A 15,826-nucleotide genomic window follows, 5' to 3' on the forward strand; every position below is an offset into this window, starting at 1 on the left:
AAACAATGGAAGTTAAGTTCTTTGTGGTCACGACAGAGTCGACGAGCCGTCAGCCCGCGACACACCCTCACCCTCGCCGGGCAATACTTGCTGCTGCAGCTCGCCGTCCTCACCCTCGTACTCGGTGCCGTCGCCGCGATCTCGATCGAGCAATCCACCGACGAGTTTCGCGACCTGCGAGGAGCCCGGATGCTCTCCGTTGCCGAGAATCTGGCGTCGACTCCGATAGTGCGTGATCAGCTGGACGCTCCATTGGTCGAGCGAGTGCTCGCGCCCGACGTAGATCGGGCGGTCGCGCTCTCCGGCGCAACGCTGGCGGAAATTGTGTCCACCGACGGTGACGTGATCGTGTCGACCGATCCCAGCCGAATCGGTAGTGCAGCCGCCCTGGGAGACAGTGACGTTCTCGACGGCCGCGGGTGGTCGGGCGACATCGAATCTGCGGGCATCCGGTCCATTGCCGGCCACGTCCCCGTCCTGGCACCCGACGGTTCGGTCCTCGCCATCGTGACCGTGGCGGAGCGGTACCCGTCGACATGGACGCTGTTGTCCGAGTCCGGAGCTCGGCTGATCCTGTATCTCGCGATCGGCGCTGGGCTGGGTGCCGTGGGGTCGTGGCTGCTCTCGCGGCGCATTCGGCGACACACACTCGGTCTGGAGACAGCGGAGATCGCAAGCCTGGCCGACCATCGAGAAGCGTTGTTGCACAGCATTCGTGAGGGTGTGATCGCCGTCGGGAACGACGGCAAGATCACCGTCGTCAACGACAGCGCCTGCACCCTTCTCGAGCTCGATCCCACCGTCGTCGGCAAGCAGGTGGACGACGTGGGAATCGACGACGCGGTACTGGACGTTCTGAAGTCCGACGGCGAGGTGGCGGACTTCATCGTCACCACGGCGCACCGTGTTCTTGCACTCAACCGCCGCACAGCCACCAGCCGCGGACAGCACATCGGTACCGTCACCACGATGCGTGACAGCACCGAGCTCGCCTCGATGCAGAGTCAGCTGACGTCACACCGAAGTGTCACCGACACGCTGCGCGCTCAGACCCACGAGTTCGCCAATCAACTCCATACGATTTCCGGTCTGGCCCAGCTGGGCAGCTACGACGAGGTGACAGCCCTCGTCGGCACACTCACCCGCAGGCGCGCGGCGATCAGCGAGTCGATCACCGCGTACATTCACGATCCAGCGGTGGCAGCGCTACTCATCGCCAAAACGTCGTTGGCCGCAGAGATCGGCGTACGCCTGACGTTGGACCCGGCGTCCAACCTCAGACCGCTCGACCCCGCGATGTCGACGGACGTGATCACGGTGGTGGGCAATCTCGTGGACAACGCGTTGGACGCATCTCGTGAGTCCGGCGATCGTGCCATCACGGTCCTCATAGTCGACGCGGACGGCTTGGTCATCGATGTCACCGACTCGGGCCAAGGGGTACCCGAACACATGCGACAGTCGGTGTTCTCGCGGGGAGTGACCTCGAAACCCGACCTGCCCGGTGGACGCGGAATCGGTCTCGCGCTCGTCCGATTGGTCAGTACGCAACACGGCGGGACGGCGATGGTGGACGACGCCGCTGACGGGGGCGCTAGATTTCGAGTGCGCATTCCGTTACCGGAGCGAGAGAGCACAGGAGAACGATGATGGCGTTGGCAGGCGTTCTCGTGGTCGACGACGATTTCATGGTTGCCGACATTCATCGACGCTTCGTCGATCGAACGGACGGCTTTCGCGCAGTGGGCGTCGCTCACACCGCAGCCGCCGCTCTCGAGGCGGCCACCGAACTCCGCCCGGATCTGATTCTGCTCGACGTTCATCTCCCCGACGGCTCGGGCCTGGACGTACTGCGCGCCTTGCGTGCGGACAGCAATGCCGTCGACGTCATCATGATCACCGCTGCACGCGAACTGGACACCGTCAGCACAGCATTGAGCGGTGGCGCTGCGGACTACCTGATCAAACCGTTCGAGTACACGAACCTGCGCGACAAACTCGAGGCGTATCTTTCCCGCCGCAAGGCCCTCTCCTCGGACCGGTTGGACCAGGGCGTCGTCGACACCCTGTTCGGTCGAAGCAACGCTGCCGCAGAACGAGCACGATTGCCCAAGGGAATGTCCGCGGAGACGGGAAAATCGGTGCTCGACGTCATCACTCCCGGCATCGAACTGTCCGCGAGCGAGTGCGCCGATCTGGTCGGCATCTCGCGAGTCAGTGCACGGCGCTACCTCGAGCACTACCTGACCCACGAAGTTCTCGACATCAGGTTGCAGTACGGCAAGGCCGGAAGGCCGGAACGGCTGTACCGGCGTCGCTGACAGGCTTTCGATATCGCCAGCAGTAGCCGCGGGGGCGTGAGCAGTGGCATAGTTCCCCCGTGGCTCAGCTGAGGATGAACGGGCACCGTGTCTTGGTCGCAGACCTGACCGGTGACTCTCTGCGCGCGATGTCGGGTTCGATGGTTGCCTACGAAGGCGATGTCGCCTTCAAGAGCGCAGGCATGGGCGGTGGCGGCGGTTTCCGCGCCGCGCTCAAACAGAAGGTGACCGGCGAGTCGTTGTCGCTGATGGACGTGTCCGGCAAAGGCACCGTGTACTTCGCGGTCGACGCCCAGGACATCACTCTGGTCGAGGTGCAAGGCGACAACCTGCACGTCGAATCGTCTCAATTGCTTGCTCTCACAGGTCAATTGAAGACGGACGTGAAGTTCTCCGGCCTTCGTGGTGCGACATCGGGGCAGGGACTGTTCACCACAGTCGTCAGCGGCTCCGGGACGGTGGCGCTGCTGTCGAAGGGTGGGCCGATCATCGCGCTCGCCGTCGATCCGCAGTATCCGCTCGTCGTCGACCCCGACGCCTTCGTCGCCCATCGCGGACAGCTCAACCAGAGCTTCGTCACCGACGTCACGTGGCGCTCCGCCATCGGCGGCGGCAGCGGCGAGGCGTTCTCACTCCGCTTCGACGGCCAGGGCGTCGTCTACATCCAACCCGAGGAGCGCTGACGTGCCGCTCGAACTCGTCAACAGCAAAGTCGTCAAATCCGGTCTGGCACCGAATCAGAGTGTGCTCGCTCGTCGCGGATCGATGCTCTACTACACCGGCGACGTCCGGTTCGTCCCGCATTCCATGGGCGGCGGCGCGGGTGCCATGCCCGGCATGAGCGGCGTCGCGGGGATGGCCGGCCGCATGATGGCAGGCGAGCACGTGGCGATGATGGCCGCCGAGGGTCAGGGCGAGGTCTTCTACGGCCACGCCGGGCTGTACGTCGAAGTGATCCATCTCGACGGCTCGTCCATGCTCACCGTGGAAGCCGACCGACTCCTGGTGCACGACGGCTACCTGCAGAGTTCCATCGTTGCGCTCACCTCTCAGGGCGGGGTTCGCGGAGCAGTGCGCGGTGCCATGACCGGGCAGGGTCTGTTCACGACACAACTGACCGGCCAGGGCAGCGTCGCGGTCCTGTCGCATGGCGGCGCGACTCCGCTGCAGGTCGGGCCCAACAACCCCATGGTCGTGGTCGATCCGCAGGCGTACGTATGCCACATCGGCAACATCAACGTCGACATCTCCGCCAACGTCGGTTGGCGTGACGCCGTCGGCAAGGGCAGCGGCGAGGCGATTCAGTTGAAGATGACCGGCATGGGCACCGTGTGGGTGCAGGCGTCCGAGCAGAAGTTCTAGGGAGCGGCAATGAGTTTGGAGATTCACACCCCGTACACCCTGCCGGTCAACGACAACGTCCCCGGCAACGATTACGCGTTCTGCGTCGAACTCGCAGGCCAGCCGTGGTTCACGTCGAAGGGCGCGATGATCGCGTACTACGGCAATGTTCGCTTCGAACCGCTCGGGCAGACGTCCATGCCCGCCATCGTGGCGGCGCGGTTCTCGTCGCCGCTGTACTCGAACGACTGGGTGCTGGCGCAGGGGCAGGGCAAGCTGATCCTCGGCGATCGCGGGTTCAACATCAACAGCTACGACCTCGACGACGGCAACCTGACGATCCGAGCCGCGAATCTGCTGGCCTTCGAGCCGACTCTGGACCTCAAGCAGTCCATCGTGCCCGGCTTCCTGACCCTGCTCGGTACCGGCAAGTTCCTCGCCTCGTCCAACGGCACGGTCATGTTCGCCGAGCCGCCACTACGCATCGACCCGGAAGCGCTTGTCGGTTGGGCGGATTGCCCGTCGCCGTCGCATCACTTCGATGCCGCCTGGATGCAGAACTTCCTCGGCGCAGCACGCGGATTCCTCGGGGCCAACAGTGGGGAAGAGCGTCAGTTCGATTTCACCGGCGCGGGCACGGTGCTGATCCAGTCGAGCGAGAAGGTTCTGAACGACACCCATCTGTTGCGGCACATCGAATCGCAGACGGTCTCGCTCGGCCAGAACTCACTGCGGGCTCTGCACAACACCATCGGGGCCCGACTGCAGCAGTAGCTTCTCGTCCAATCGGAGAAAGCGCGCATACTGGAGTTTCACTCAGGAGGTAGCGCCATGGCCAACCAGGGACCCTTCGGATTCGGATCCGACGACTTCGACAAGTTCGCGCGTGAAGCAACCGAGGGCCTGCGCGAGGTGGTCGGCTCACTGTTCGCCAACACGGGAGCACCCAAAGCCCCGCCGGAGCCGGAAACCACAGGCCAGAAAGGTGATGGCGTCTGGGCGATCTACAGCGTCGACGATGCCGGCTCGGCGCAGGTCGATCAGCTCTACGCCACCGAACTCGATGCTCTCCGTGCACACAAGGACAACACCGACCCGCGTCGACGGGTTCGTTTCCTGCCCTACGGCGTGAGCGTCAGCGTTCTGGAGGCCTGAATCGGTACCTTTGATTCTCGTGACTACACAGCAGGATGCAATCTCGATTCCGTTGGGCCGACCCGTGTTCGTTCAGGCGCTGAGGTACACCGCACTGTTCGATCAGAAGCCGTTCGCCGAGGCGTTGTTGATCTACACCGACAACGGCGCGTACAAGATCATGTCTCCGGGGGAAGATCATTACGGCAGCTACGTCTCGTACACCGATCCCGCCGAGAGCCCTCGGCACGTGATCTTCCTGTCGTGGCCGTCGGAGGATTGGGGCCGCAACGTCGCCTCGCACACTCTGACGTTCAATCCTGACTCTGCAGCGTTCACGCAGGTACTCGTTCTGCCCGGTAGCCCAGTGCCGCGCTCGCAGTACGGCTATGCGCTGCCGATCGCCGGTCCGGAGAGTGTGGACATGACGGCTTCCTGGGATCAGGTCCGCGACACGTACGCCGAGACGTTCGAGGAGTTGGCGACGCTGGCTACGTAGCCGCGCCGCCGGCATCGACACCGAATGCCTCGATCGCATTCGCGGCCTGGTCGACGCCGCCGTGCGCGCGCACCTCTGCGCTGATCTCACGTGCGCGCGGCGCGAGTCCCCGGGCCTGTTCGACGGCGTCGCGCAGTCCTGTCGCCGTCACCCCGTCGAAGTCGACGTGCACTCCCACGTCGAGTTCGGCGAGCATCGCCGCATTGCCGAATTGGTCGACCGCCTGCGGTAGGGCAACTGTCGGTACGCCGAACCACAGGGCTTCGGTGCACCCACCCATTCCGGCGTGGGTGACGAACACGGTGGCGGCGTCGAGCACCGCGAGCTGCGGAACGTGTTCGTGGACTTCGACATTCGCGGGCAGTTCCCCAAGTACGGCGGGGTCGACGCGTCGGCCGATGGAGATCACCACGTGCCAGTCCGTGTTCGCGAACGTCTCGATGCACAGCCGGTAGAAGTCGGGGCGTTCGTTGTACCCGGTGCCGAACGATACGTAGAGAACGGGCCCCTCGGGCGCGGACCACGATCGGTCGTGCAGTCGCGCCGGATCGAGACATGGGCCGACGAACTGCACCGAGCTGGGGACTCGATCGGCGTTCGGCTGCATCACTTTCGGGATCAACGACAGGCAGTGCTCCGGGTACGTGATCCAGTCCCACGGGTCTGCGTCGATGTCGTTCTCTCGCAACCAGGTCGCATAGGTATCGCGATACGCAACGCCGGTTGTCGACTCGCGGATAGAGGTCATCCCGTCACCGAGATCCTCGACGTAGCCGTCCCAGGCGACATACGTGGGGGAGAGCTGCACGGCCGTCACGCCGTACCGGACGCCGAGAATCGGGGCGGTCAGGCCGCCGATGTCGTAGAGGATCACATCCGGCTGATCGTCGTCGTAGAACGCGGTGAGCGCGGGAAAGGACGCGATCGCTTCGTCGAGGAACACCTGCATCGCCGACGCCGGGTCGTCCGGCCAGGAGCCCTCCCCGTCGGGAAGTATCGAGGGGAACGCCACCACCTCCACTCCAGCGGGTTCGACCAGGTGCCGCAACGACTCGCCGACGGCATAGGTGACGCGATGCCCGCGTCGGACCAATTCGGCGACGACGGCGAGCGAGGGGTAGATGTGACTCGGTGCCGTCGTGCCGATCATCGCGAAGTGCATGCCGCTCACCGTAGGACGCGAAGAGGGCGCGGGGCTACCGGTTTTCGTTGGCGATCAGATCGAGCAGACCGGGGAATCGCTCTTCGAGCTCGTGGCGACGCAGCGTCACTTTGCGACTGTTTCCGCGATCGACCTGAAACACCAGGCCTGCCTCGCGTAGCACTCGAAAATGGTGCGTCAGAGTCGATTTGGTGACACCGAGCTCGAACGACATACACGTCCGCTCGGCTCCGTCGTCGTCGCCGACGAGTTCGGTGACCACCTGGCGACGCAACGGATCGGCCAACGCGGACATCACCGCACCCAGTTGCATTTCCTCGGGCTCGGGATGCCCGTCCTTGTCCGCCATGCGCTCCTCCTACAAGGTACGACTTGCGCCGTACCTTAAAACCTGGTCTAGTACGACAACCATCGTACCTACGGTTCAGGGGGACACATGAAAGCAGTGCTACCGGTCGTACTCGCGGCTCAATTCGTCGTACCGATGTCCATCTCGGGTACTGCACTCGCCCTCCCGGTCATCGCCGGCGACCTCGGCACCGATCCGACGCCTCTGCAGTGGGTCGTCAACGGCTTCAACATCGCGTTCGCGCTGTTCACCGTCGTCTGGGGCGCGGTGTCGGATCGAATCGGTCACCGCACGTCGTTCCGCATCGGGGTGGTGCTGACGGCCGTCGCGAGTGCGGTCAGCGCCGTCGCGCCGTCGTTGTACCTACTCGATGTCGCGCGGGTGTTCGCGGGCATCGGAGCCGCAGCGGTTCTGGTGGGCTCCACTTCCATTCTCTCGCTTCACTTCCACGGCGCGGCCCGAGCAACGGCGTTCGCACTGTTCGGCACCGTGAACGGTCTCGGTCTGGCACTCGGGCCCACCATCTCCGGGCTGCTCGTCGCGGCGTTCGAGTGGCGAGGCGTGTTCGCCGCACAGGCGGCCGTCCTGGCTGCGGCGGCCATCGGAACTGTCGCTCTGCCGGTTCTGCGAACCGAATCGACGGCGCAGCGCCTGCTCGATTTCTCGCTGCTGCGCAACCGCAGATTCCTGGCCCTGTGCCTCGTTCCGGTGGCCGGCGCCATCGGATTCGTCACGCTGCTCACGTATCTGCCCGCTGCGCTGAGCGCTGTCGCGTCGCTGACGCCGGGGCTTGCCGGAGTGTTCATGCTGGCCATGACCATCCCCGTTCTGCTCGCTCCGCTGACCGTTGCCCGCCTGAGCCGCATGTTCGACGCCGTCACCCCCACTCGCGTCGTGCTGGTCAGCCTCGGCTGCCTCGTACTCGGCAATCTGGGCATGTTGGCGCTGCAACCGGGTGTCCCGCTCGGTGCCGTCGTGGTCCCGATGATCGCGTTGGGGCTCGGATTCGGACTCCCGATCGGCTTGGTGGACGGCGAGGCACTGGCTGCGGTGCCGCCGCACAGCAGCGGTACCGCGGCGGGCGTGCTGAACCTGTTTCGCATCGGCAGCGAGGCACTCATGGTGGCCGGATATGCCTGGTTGCTGACCGTCCTGGTCCGCGGCGAGCTACCCGACCGAGCCGACGCCGACGCCGCGGCAGCCGGACGCCCCGGGTTTGCCGACGCCTACGCACACGCCTACACCGAGGTCGTGTCGATCGTCGTCGTAGCTCTCGTCGTGACCGCGGCGGTGATCTTCTCGCTGTTGCGAACACCACGCCGGGACGTATCGTCGGCCAATGTCCTTTCTGCAACCGGTGACCCTCACTGACGACCTCGTGACCCTCGAGCCGCTGAGCCGCGATCACCTCGAGGGGCTGTGCGATGCCGCCCGCGACGGCGAGCTCTGGAATCTCTGGTACACGAGCGTTCCGAAACCGGAAGACATGGCCGCAGAGATCGATCGCCGGCTGGGACTGCTCGACGCGGGAACCATGCTTCCATTCACTTTGCGGCGCAACGATACCGGGCAGATTCTCGGCGCGACGACCTTCTGCAACGTCGATGCGAACAACCGTCGCGTCGAGATCGGGTACACCTGGAATGCGCGCTCCGCCCACGGAACCGGTACCAACGCGTCGAGCAAACTGCTGTTGCTGACGCACGCTTTCGAGGAACTCGGTTGTATCGCGGTGGAATTCCGCACCCACTGGATGAACCTCCAATCGCGGACGGCCATCGCGAAACTCGGAGCCAAGCAGGACGGCATTCTGCGCAATCACCAACGCATGGCCGACGGTTCACTGCGCGACACCGTCGTGTTCTCGATCATCGAATCCGAATGGCCCGCCGTGCGCAACGAACTCCGTCGACGTACCGCACGGTAAGTTGAGCCCATGCGCGTGGATGGGCGGGACGTTCCCGTAGCGGGAAACCTGCTGCAGCCGCTGGTGAGAAGAACCAGTGACATCATTCGGGTCGTTGCCGCCTCGGTGTTCTTGAGCTTGGTCATCGCCGGCTCGCTCATCACCCGAAATCAGTGGGACGCACTCGAACAATCGGTGTCCAACATCGTCGGCGTGCTCAGCCCCGATCAGTCCAACGCCGTCTACATCGTGTACGGCGTCGCGATCCTCGCCCTCCCGTTCGGAGTGTTGATCGGGCTGATCGCCGGACGCAAATGGAAACTGTTGGCCGGGTATGCGGCAGCAGCTCTGATCGCCGCGCTGGCTCTGTCCATCACCGGTACCGGAATCTCGACTCCGACGTGGGACCTGGACGTGCCCGAGCGACTCGACACGTTCCTGTCACAATTCCTCGACGATTCGCGCTGGATCGCCATGCTCGCCGCGGCACTCACGGTGTCGGGCCCGGGCCTGCCCGCGCGGTGGCGTCGAGCATGGTGGGCACTGCTGCTCGCCTTCGTACCGATACACCTGGTGGTGTCCACGGTGGTCCCGGCCCGTTCGCTGCTCGGGCTGGCCGTCGGTTGGCTCGTCGGTGCGATCATCGTGCTGCTGGTCGGCACTCCGGCACTGGAGGTTCCACTCGACGCGGCCGTGCGCCTGTTCCGCAGCCGGGGCGTCGACGTCCGCAGCTTCACCGTCGTGCGCCCTGCGGGCCCGGGCCCGTTGGTGTTGAACGCACACACCCCGGACGCCGATGTGGTGGTCGAGCTCTACGGGCAGAACCAACGCAGTGGTGGTGCGCTGCGCCAGTTCTGGCGATGGATCACCCGCCGCGGCAGCGAGACAGCGCCGTTGCACGCGTCCATGCGCCGTGCCGTCGAGCATCGCGCATTGATGGGCCTGGCCATCAAGAGTATGAACGCCGCAGGCAGCGACCCGTTGGCGGTAGCAGCACTCGACCGCGGCTGGACGTTGTACGCGCACAGCCAGCCCATCGGCGATCCCATCGAGGCCGAGCTCGACGATGCCGCGCTCAGAGCTCTCTGGTCGGCTCTGAACACGTTGCACGAGAACCAGATCTCGCACGGTGACCTGCATCGGGGTGAACTGCGGCTCCACGACGGTGCCGCACTGTTCTGTGGGTTCGGGCACGCAGAACTCGGCGCGTCGGACGCCCAGATGCAATCCGACGTCGCACAGCTGTTACTCACCACCGCAGACCTTTTCGGCTCCCATCGCGCCGTGGCCACGGCCGTCGAGGTACTGGGAATCGACGTCGTGATCGCGGCGTCCGGTCGATTGACCAAGTCCGCCATCCCCCTTCGGGTGCGTCAGTCGGTTGCCGATGCCGGAAAGACGATGAAGTCCGTCCGGCTCGAAGTGCTCGAACAGACCGGTGCCGCGAGGATCGAGGCCGAGCAGGTCACTCGATTCAGCCGCAACCAGATCATCTCGCTCGTGTTGCTGATCGGATTGGTCTACGTCGCGTACCCGTTCATCAGTGCAGTTCCCGCGTTCGTCGTCGAATTGGGCTCGGTCGACTGGTGGTGGGCACTTCTCGGTCTGGCCGTTTCCGCACTGACCTACATCGGTGCGGGTGCCGCATTGTGGGCCTGCGCATTCGGCAAGGTCAGCTTCAGGAATCTGACGATCATGCAGGTAGCGAATACTTTTGCCGCGACCACGACACCTGCGGGTGTCGGCGGCCTGGCCCTGAGCGTTCGCTTTCTGCAAAAGGGTGGATTGGGTACCGTCCGCGCGACGGCCGCTGTGGCACTGCAACAGTCGGTTCAGGTGATCACCCATGTCAGCCTGTTGATCTTCTTCAGCGTCGTCGCCGGAACGTCGTCGGGGCTGTCCAACATGGTGCCGGGCAACACCGTGCTGTACCTCATCGCCGGCGTCGCATTCGGAGTCGTCGGGACCTTCATGTTCGTGCCCAAGCTGCGACTGTGGCTGAAAGTGGCCGTCCGGCCCCAGGTTGCCGAAGTGCTCACCGAGCTCGGCGAACTCGCCCGCGACCCGAAACGGTTCTCGATCATCATCCTGGGTTGCGCCGCAACCACTTTGGGTGCTGCGCTCGCCCTGTGGGCGAGTGTCGAGGCGTTCGGCGGCGGAACGACGTTCGTGACGGTGACAGTGGTGACGATGATCGGTGGCACATTGGCCTCGGCCGCCCCGACGCCGGGCGGTGTGGGGGCCGTGGAAGCAGCCCTCATCGGTGGGCTTGCCGCGTTCGGTCTCCCTGCCTCCATCGCAGTCCCGTCCGTGCTGCTCTACCGCGTACTGACCTGCTGGTTACCGGTGTTTCTCGGCTGGCCGACGTTGCGCTGGCTCACCAAGCACGACATGGTCTGAACGGCTGTATCCCCACTACGGGACCAGGTGTGGGTGCTAGCGTTCACGCAGGTTAGTGGCTGGTTCTACGGAGGGCGTCACCATTTCCGAACCGGGAGACTTCGCACCCACCGCGGAGGAACGCTGGGTGCGGCTGTTCATCAGCGGAATGACGCTCACATTCGGCCTCGCCGGGGCCCTGATGGTCCCCGCCGGTCAGTTCTCCAACCCCATGTCGATCGCCGTGCTCCTGGCGTCCGTCACCACGGTGCCGGTGGCGATTGCCTGGTACCTCCGGCCGTGGGCATCCCCGAGAATGGCGATCGTCTACATCCTCTACGCCGACGTCGGTATCGTGACCGTTCTGTTCGCCTTCCAAACCCACTTCGACGCGATGCCGGGCTGTGCGATGTTCTCGATCGTCGCAGCGTTCATCGTCGTCGCGAGCTCGCACCGTGTCATGTTGATTCACTTGGCAATCGGCGCACTCACCCTTGCGGGCCTCGCCGCTCTGGCTGTCTCGGAGGGCGCCGATCCATGGTCCACCACTTCTCGAATGGTCACCATCGGATCCCTCTACGCCGCACCCTTCATGATCAAGTCGTACATCGGTCAGCTGCGAACGAGCGCGGCGAGAGCATTACGAGATCCGTTGACCGGCCTGTGGAACCGACGTGGGCTGCTCGATACCGTCGACTCGTTGCGCCTGTCCCCAGCAGAGGATCGCGCACAGCAAGCGGTCGGAGTGACCGTCCTCGACATCGACCGGTTCAAGCACATCAACGACAAGTTCGGCCATCCCTCCGGTGACGCCGTGCTCGTCGAGGTCGCCCGTCGCCTGTCCTATGCGGTGGGGGACAAGTCCGCGGTCGCACGACTCGGCGGCGACGAGTTCGTGGTCGTCAGCGTTGGAACCAGAGAGTCGATCGCCGAATCGGACAACAGGATTCGCGCATCGCTGGAGGAATCGTTCGACGGCCCGCCGTTCACCACCAGTGTGGGCTCGGCCGTGGAGACGCCACCCGCCGACACCGGCCTACACGTACTGGTACGACGGTTGATCGCTCTCGCCGACATCGAGATGTATCGCTTCAAAGCACGGACCTCGGGAAAGTTTCCGGAGACGGGCCTGTCCGCAGCGGATGCCCGCGAACAGGCCAGGCACAGAATCGATGCGCTCATCGAATCCGGCGGTCCCGACATTTTCTTCCAGCCCATCTGCGACACGGTCACCGGTTCGACCGTCGGCTACGAGGCACTGTCGCGGTTCCCGTTCGGCCACGGATCGCCCCTGTCGTGGTACCGCGACGCAGCCGAGGCCGGCGTCGGTCCACGGCTCGAACGCGCAGCGCTGGAACAGGCACTGGCGGATGTTCACCTGCTGCCACCGGGGCCGTTCGTGTCGCTCAATGCGTCGGCCGACACCATCCGCACGACCGACCTACTCGACCGGTTGCGTCCGCATCTGGCAACCCGAACCTTCCACCTCGAGATCACCGAGCACGAACGCGTCGACGACTACCGTGCGGTGACCCGCGCCATCGAGAATCTGCGCGACGCGGGGGTTCAAATCTCCATCGATGACGTCGGAGCCGGATTCGCCGGTATGCGCCACATCGTCGAGCTCAGGCCCGACACCCTCAAAATCGATTACGCACTCGTGCACGGAATCGACCGGGACTCGTTCCGTCGCGCCGCGGCCACGGCGATCATCGACTTCGCCCGACAGATCGGTGCCGGCGTGATCATGGAGGGTGTCGAGACCGACGCGGAATTACGGGTGGCGGCCGATCTCGGTGCCGACATGGTGCAGGGGTTCCTCACCGGTCGACCACAACCGGCCACCGTGGCCGGTGGCCGGATCGACGAACCCGCTACACCGAGGAATCGACGGTGAATTTCGTCAACGACGGTGCTGCGGCGAGCAGCGGCGGCAATTCGACGATCTTGCCCGGTCCGGCGCGGAACTCGCGGTACTTCGCGTCGGCCTCCGCCGACTCCCACGTCTCGTGCGCGACGACGTGCGCTTCGTTCTCTTCGTCGACCCACACCTCGACACCGAGGCACCCCTCGAACGCGCGGGTGTCCGCGAGAACGGTCCGCAGCAGCGCCCGTGCTTCGGCAAGGGATTCGGGCTTGAACGTCAGATCCAACAGTGCAATGAGAGCCATACCGTCACCCTAGACCCGCTCCGCGAACGCGTCGCAGACTCATCTCAATCGCAGTGCCAGATAGAACTCGATCCGGTCCTCGAGGCGCGACAGGTCCCGTCCGGTGAGTTCCTCGATGCGCGCGATTCTGTATCGGACCGAGTTGACGTGCATGTGCAGGTGCTCGGCGCACCGTGTCCACGCACCATTGGTGTCGAGATACATCGACAGCGTGGCGATGAGATCGGTGTGGTGTTGGGCGTCGTACTCGGTGAGCGGGGCGAGCAGGCGAGCCGTGAACATGCGTCGAACGTCGTCGGGGACGTTGGCGAGAAGTATTGTCAACGTGGCGAGTTCGTCGTGCCCGACGACGGCGCAGTCGCCGCCCCGACGCTCGGCGAGGCGGCGGCCGTAGCGTGCCTCTTCGATCGCGCTCCGCAGATCACCGGGCGCGGCGGGAGCACTGACACCGATCGAGATGCCGCTTCCGGCCAACCCTGGCATCAGAGCACGGACCGCCGACCTGACCGCTTCGGTCCGGTCGGCTGCGGCGTCGATCAGCGCGATCGCCTCACCGTCGACAGTGGCGACGGTGATGTCGAGCGGAGCCACGATTTCGCCGAGCAGCGGTCGCAGCTCACCCAGCCGAACCGTCTCTCCCGATGTTGCGGCAGCGATTGCCGCATACCGAGTTTCGACGTCGAGACCGATGATGCCCATCTGCGCCACGATGTCGGTGGGCAACGCGCCACCGACGATCGATTTGACGAACTCCTGCGCCAGGATGGCCGAACCGGTGCGACGGTCATCGGCCCGGCTGCGTTCGACCGCGACGATCGCCGCCAGCTGCCCGGCCAGCGAGATCCTCGGCGCATCCCATGTCTGCCAATCACTTTCGAAGGCGACGAACCAGTCCACCACCCGAGGTGACGCCTCCCCGTCGACCGGAAAGATCGACACACGATGCTCTCGGCTGAATTTCGGTAGCCGAGCGGCGGTCATGAACTCCTGCGCGAGCGCCTCGGTGTCGGGTGGGCCGTCCGATCCGGCGAGGACGCGTCCCGACGACGTGACGACCCAGCACTTCATGCCCAGATCCGAACTCACCATGTCCAGCAGCGGACCGAGGCCTCCACCTGGCCCGGCGCTCGCCACCAGGCGACGATGCCGATCCAGCACGAGGCTCAGATCGGATGCTCGTGCCGTGGACAGCTGCCGGACGACGCTCTCGGTGACCGTCGCGAACGCGATGTCGGCCGGGACCCGGAACAGCGGCAGTCCGTGCTCGCGGCATGCGGCGACCAAGTCGTCGGGAACGACACCGCCGTCGGAGGCCGCCAGTGCCGACACGCCCGCCTTGGAGACCGCCCGGACGAAGGTCTGCGAATCCGCGGGCCCGGTCCGCCACATCAACCCGGTCAGCACCAGTTCTCCGCCGTTGAGGTACCGACTCGGATCGAGCATGTCGGTGGTGACGACCCACCGGATCGTCGGGTCGAAATGATCCGGTGTGACGATCGGCTGGAGCATCAGGTCGGGCAAATCGGCCAGATCACGCAACCGCACGGTGACATCGACCTCGCTCTTCGTAGGATCCTCCAAAAGTAGCACTGTGATCGTCGTCATACTTCGTCGTTCCTGTCCCTCGTTCGCAGCACCTCCGGCGGCTGTACTGGGTGAACACGACCGAAAGACACGTGAGCGGAGAGCAGCACGATGGAATTTCTACGACCACAGACCTGGAGCGACGCGTTGGCCGCCAAAGCCGACGACGTCGACGTCGTCCCTATTCAGGGCGGCACCGACGTCATGGTCGAGATGAACTTCGACCTGCACCGGCCGGGCGGATTGCTCGACCTGAACCCGATCACCGAACTCACCGAATGGGAAGAGCTCGCCGACGGCACCCTGCGCGTCGGGGCAGGCGTGCCGTACGTCCGCATCATTGCCGAGCTCGGCGATCGCCTTCCCGGGATAGCGCAGGCGTCGCGCACCGTCGGATCTCCGCAGATCCGCAATCGTGGCACCGTCGGCGGCAATCTCGGGGGCGCGTCACCGGCAGGCGATCTGCACGCGCCCCTGCTCGCTGCAGGCGCGACTGTGGAAGTGGAATCGGCCGAGCGCGGGGTGCGGATGATCCCTGCCACCGAGTTCTACGTCGGCGTCAAGCGCAATTCGTGCGAGCCGGACGAGTTGATCCGAGCCTTTCACGTTGCGCCGGCTGCTGGGCCGCAATACTTCTCGAAGATCGGCACCCGTAACGCGATGGTCATCGCCGTGTGCTCGTTCTCCATCGCACTGTTTCCACAGGACGGCCGCGTCGGCACCGGTCTCGGCTCCGCTGCGCCGACGCCGCGGCGGGCTTACGATGCCGAGAACTACCTCGCGGCCGAACTCGAGTGGGACGGTGCCCTCGATCCTCGGGTATCGGAGGGGTTCGGTCGGTTGGTCAGTGCGGCAGCAAGTCCCATCGACGACGTACGTGGCACTGCCGATTACCGCAAGCACGCCCTGTCCGTGATGGCCCGGCGAACGCTGGGCTGGGCATGGCGAGACCTGACAGCCGCACGGAAGGTGGCCTGAAC

The 15,826-nt window shown here is 64.9% G+C and carries 16 protein-coding genes; 12 read left to right on the forward strand and 4 right to left on the reverse strand.

The window, feature by feature from the left end; genetic code table 11:
• Nucleotides 1–21 precede the first annotated feature (21 nt).
• The 7 genes from CH268_RS02105 (at nt 22) to CH268_RS02135 (ending at nt 5,295) form a co-directional block, all read left to right on the forward strand.
• Nucleotides 22–1,650 carry a sensor histidine kinase gene (locus CH268_RS02105; RefSeq protein WP_255182271.1) on the forward strand — a complete coding sequence of 543 codons (1,629 nt, stop codon included), beginning with the start codon at nt 22–24 and terminating at the stop codon, nt 1,648–1,650.
• A gap of 5 nt (nt 1,651–1,655) precedes the next feature.
• Nucleotides 1,656–2,321: a response regulator gene (locus CH268_RS02110; protein WP_094662443.1), complete on the forward strand. Its 666-nt coding sequence runs from the start codon at nt 1,656–1,658 to the stop codon at nt 2,319–2,321.
• 74 nt (nt 2,322–2,395) lie between these two features.
• Nucleotides 2,396–3,004, forward strand: a complete 609-nt coding sequence (locus CH268_RS02115; protein WP_027495163.1) for an AIM24 family protein — start codon at nt 2,396–2,398, stop codon at nt 3,002–3,004.
• Between the two features lies 1 nt (nt 3,005).
• The gene (locus CH268_RS02120) at nt 3,006–3,683 is read left to right on the forward strand and encodes an AIM24 family protein (protein WP_094662270.1); all 678 of its coding nucleotides are present in this window, start codon (nt 3,006–3,008) and stop codon (nt 3,681–3,683) included.
• A gap of 9 nt (nt 3,684–3,692) precedes the next feature.
• On the forward strand, nt 3,693–4,436 hold the full coding sequence (locus tag CH268_RS02125) for an AIM24 family protein (protein ID WP_032367735.1): 744 nt from the start codon (nt 3,693–3,695) through the stop codon (nt 4,434–4,436).
• A 57-nt stretch (nt 4,437–4,493) separates the two neighbouring features.
• Entirely contained in the window at nt 4,494–4,817 is a 324-nt protein-coding gene (locus CH268_RS02130; protein ID WP_048318840.1) for a hypothetical protein, read from the forward strand.
• Between the two features lie 19 nt (nt 4,818–4,836).
• A complete protein-coding gene (locus CH268_RS02135) occupies nt 4,837–5,295 on the forward strand; it encodes a hypothetical protein (protein ID WP_032373489.1) in 459 nt (152 codons plus the stop codon).
• Here CH268_RS02135 and CH268_RS02140 read toward each other — a convergent pair.
• The gene (locus tag CH268_RS02140) at nt 5,288–6,457 is read right to left on the reverse strand and encodes a macrolide family glycosyltransferase (RefSeq protein ID WP_094662445.1); all 1,170 of its coding nucleotides are present in this window, start codon (nt 6,455–6,457) and stop codon (nt 5,288–5,290) included. The genes CH268_RS02135 and CH268_RS02140 overlap by 8 nt on opposite strands.
• 34 nt (nt 6,458–6,491) lie before the next feature.
• A complete protein-coding gene (locus tag CH268_RS02145) occupies nt 6,492–6,806 on the reverse strand; it encodes an ArsR/SmtB family transcription factor (RefSeq protein WP_027495157.1) in 315 nt (104 codons plus the stop codon).
• Nucleotides 6,807–6,893: 87 nt separating this feature from the next.
• Between CH268_RS02145 and CH268_RS02150 the strand changes: the two genes are divergently transcribed.
• From CH268_RS02150 to CH268_RS02165, 4 genes are read left to right on the forward strand one after another with little or no spacing between them, the layout of a single operon-like run.
• Nucleotides 6,894–8,177, forward strand: a complete 1,284-nt coding sequence (locus tag CH268_RS02150; protein WP_094662272.1) for an MFS transporter — start codon at nt 6,894–6,896, stop codon at nt 8,175–8,177.
• Nucleotides 8,146–8,733, forward strand: coding sequence for a GNAT family N-acetyltransferase (locus CH268_RS02155; RefSeq protein ID WP_032367733.1), 588 nt, complete (start codon nt 8,146–8,148; stop codon nt 8,731–8,733). Before CH268_RS02150 ends, CH268_RS02155 begins: the two co-directional genes overlap by 32 nt.
• Before the next feature lie 9 nt (nt 8,734–8,742).
• The gene (locus CH268_RS02160; RefSeq protein ID WP_094644083.1) at nt 8,743–11,112 is read left to right on the forward strand and encodes a lysylphosphatidylglycerol synthase transmembrane domain-containing protein; all 2,370 of its coding nucleotides are present in this window, start codon (nt 8,743–8,745) and stop codon (nt 11,110–11,112) included.
• Between the two features lie 55 nt (nt 11,113–11,167).
• Nucleotides 11,168–12,988, forward strand: a complete 1,821-nt coding sequence (locus tag CH268_RS02165) for a bifunctional diguanylate cyclase/phosphodiesterase (protein WP_255182272.1) — start codon at nt 11,168–11,170, stop codon at nt 12,986–12,988.
• On the opposite strand, the gene CH268_RS02170 is transcribed toward CH268_RS02165, so the two are convergent.
• The gene (locus CH268_RS02170) at nt 12,966–13,262 is read right to left on the reverse strand and encodes a putative quinol monooxygenase (protein WP_032367731.1); all 297 of its coding nucleotides are present in this window, start codon (nt 13,260–13,262) and stop codon (nt 12,966–12,968) included. The genes CH268_RS02165 and CH268_RS02170 overlap by 23 nt on opposite strands.
• A gap of 39 nt (nt 13,263–13,301) precedes the next feature.
• Nucleotides 13,302–14,867 (reverse strand): PucR family transcriptional regulator, encoded by a 1,566-nt coding sequence (locus CH268_RS02175; RefSeq protein ID WP_094662274.1) that lies wholly within the window; start codon nt 14,865–14,867, stop codon nt 13,302–13,304.
• Nucleotides 14,868–14,957: 90 nt separating this feature from the next.
• Between CH268_RS02175 and CH268_RS02180 the strand changes: the two genes are divergently transcribed.
• Nucleotides 14,958–15,824, forward strand: coding sequence for an FAD binding domain-containing protein (locus CH268_RS02180; protein WP_094662276.1), 867 nt, complete (start codon nt 14,958–14,960; stop codon nt 15,822–15,824).
• The last annotated feature ends 2 nt before the right edge of the window (nt 15,825–15,826 follow it).

The sequence above is a fragment of the Rhodococcus sp. 06-1460-1B genome (assembly GCF_002258475.1).
Lineage (GTDB): Bacteria > Actinomycetota > Actinomycetes > Mycobacteriales > Mycobacteriaceae > Rhodococcoides > Rhodococcoides fascians.

What these genes read in the sequence shown, in the direction of transcription:
- CH268_RS02150 (WP_094662272.1), top strand. Translation starts at nt 6,894, where the DNA reads ATGAAAGCAGTGCTACCGGTCGTACTCGCGGCTCAATTCGTCGTACCG.
- CH268_RS02125 (WP_032367735.1), top strand. Translation starts at nt 3,693, where the DNA reads ATGAGTTTGGAGATTCACACCCCGTACACCCTGCCGGTCAACGACAAC.
- CH268_RS02145 (WP_027495157.1), bottom strand. Translation starts at nt 6,806, where the DNA reads ATGGCGGACAAGGACGGGCATCCCGAGCCCGAGGAAATGCAACTGGGT.
- CH268_RS02140 (WP_094662445.1), bottom strand. Translation starts at nt 6,457, where the DNA reads ATGCACTTCGCGATGATCGGCACGACGGCACCGAGTCACATCTACCCC.
- CH268_RS02175 (WP_094662274.1), bottom strand. Translation starts at nt 14,867, where the DNA reads ATGACGACGATCACAGTGCTACTTTTGGAGGATCCTACGAAGAGCGAG.
- CH268_RS02155 (WP_032367733.1), top strand. Translation starts at nt 8,146, where the DNA reads ATGTCCTTTCTGCAACCGGTGACCCTCACTGACGACCTCGTGACCCTC.
- CH268_RS02115 (WP_027495163.1), top strand. Translation starts at nt 2,396, where the DNA reads ATGAACGGGCACCGTGTCTTGGTCGCAGACCTGACCGGTGACTCTCTG.
- CH268_RS02130 (WP_048318840.1), top strand. Translation starts at nt 4,494, where the DNA reads ATGGCCAACCAGGGACCCTTCGGATTCGGATCCGACGACTTCGACAAG.
- CH268_RS02180 (WP_094662276.1), top strand. Translation starts at nt 14,958, where the DNA reads ATGGAATTTCTACGACCACAGACCTGGAGCGACGCGTTGGCCGCCAAA.
- CH268_RS02160 (WP_094644083.1), top strand. Translation starts at nt 8,743, where the DNA reads ATGCGCGTGGATGGGCGGGACGTTCCCGTAGCGGGAAACCTGCTGCAG.
- CH268_RS02170 (WP_032367731.1), bottom strand. Translation starts at nt 13,262, where the DNA reads ATGGCTCTCATTGCACTGTTGGATCTGACGTTCAAGCCCGAATCCCTT.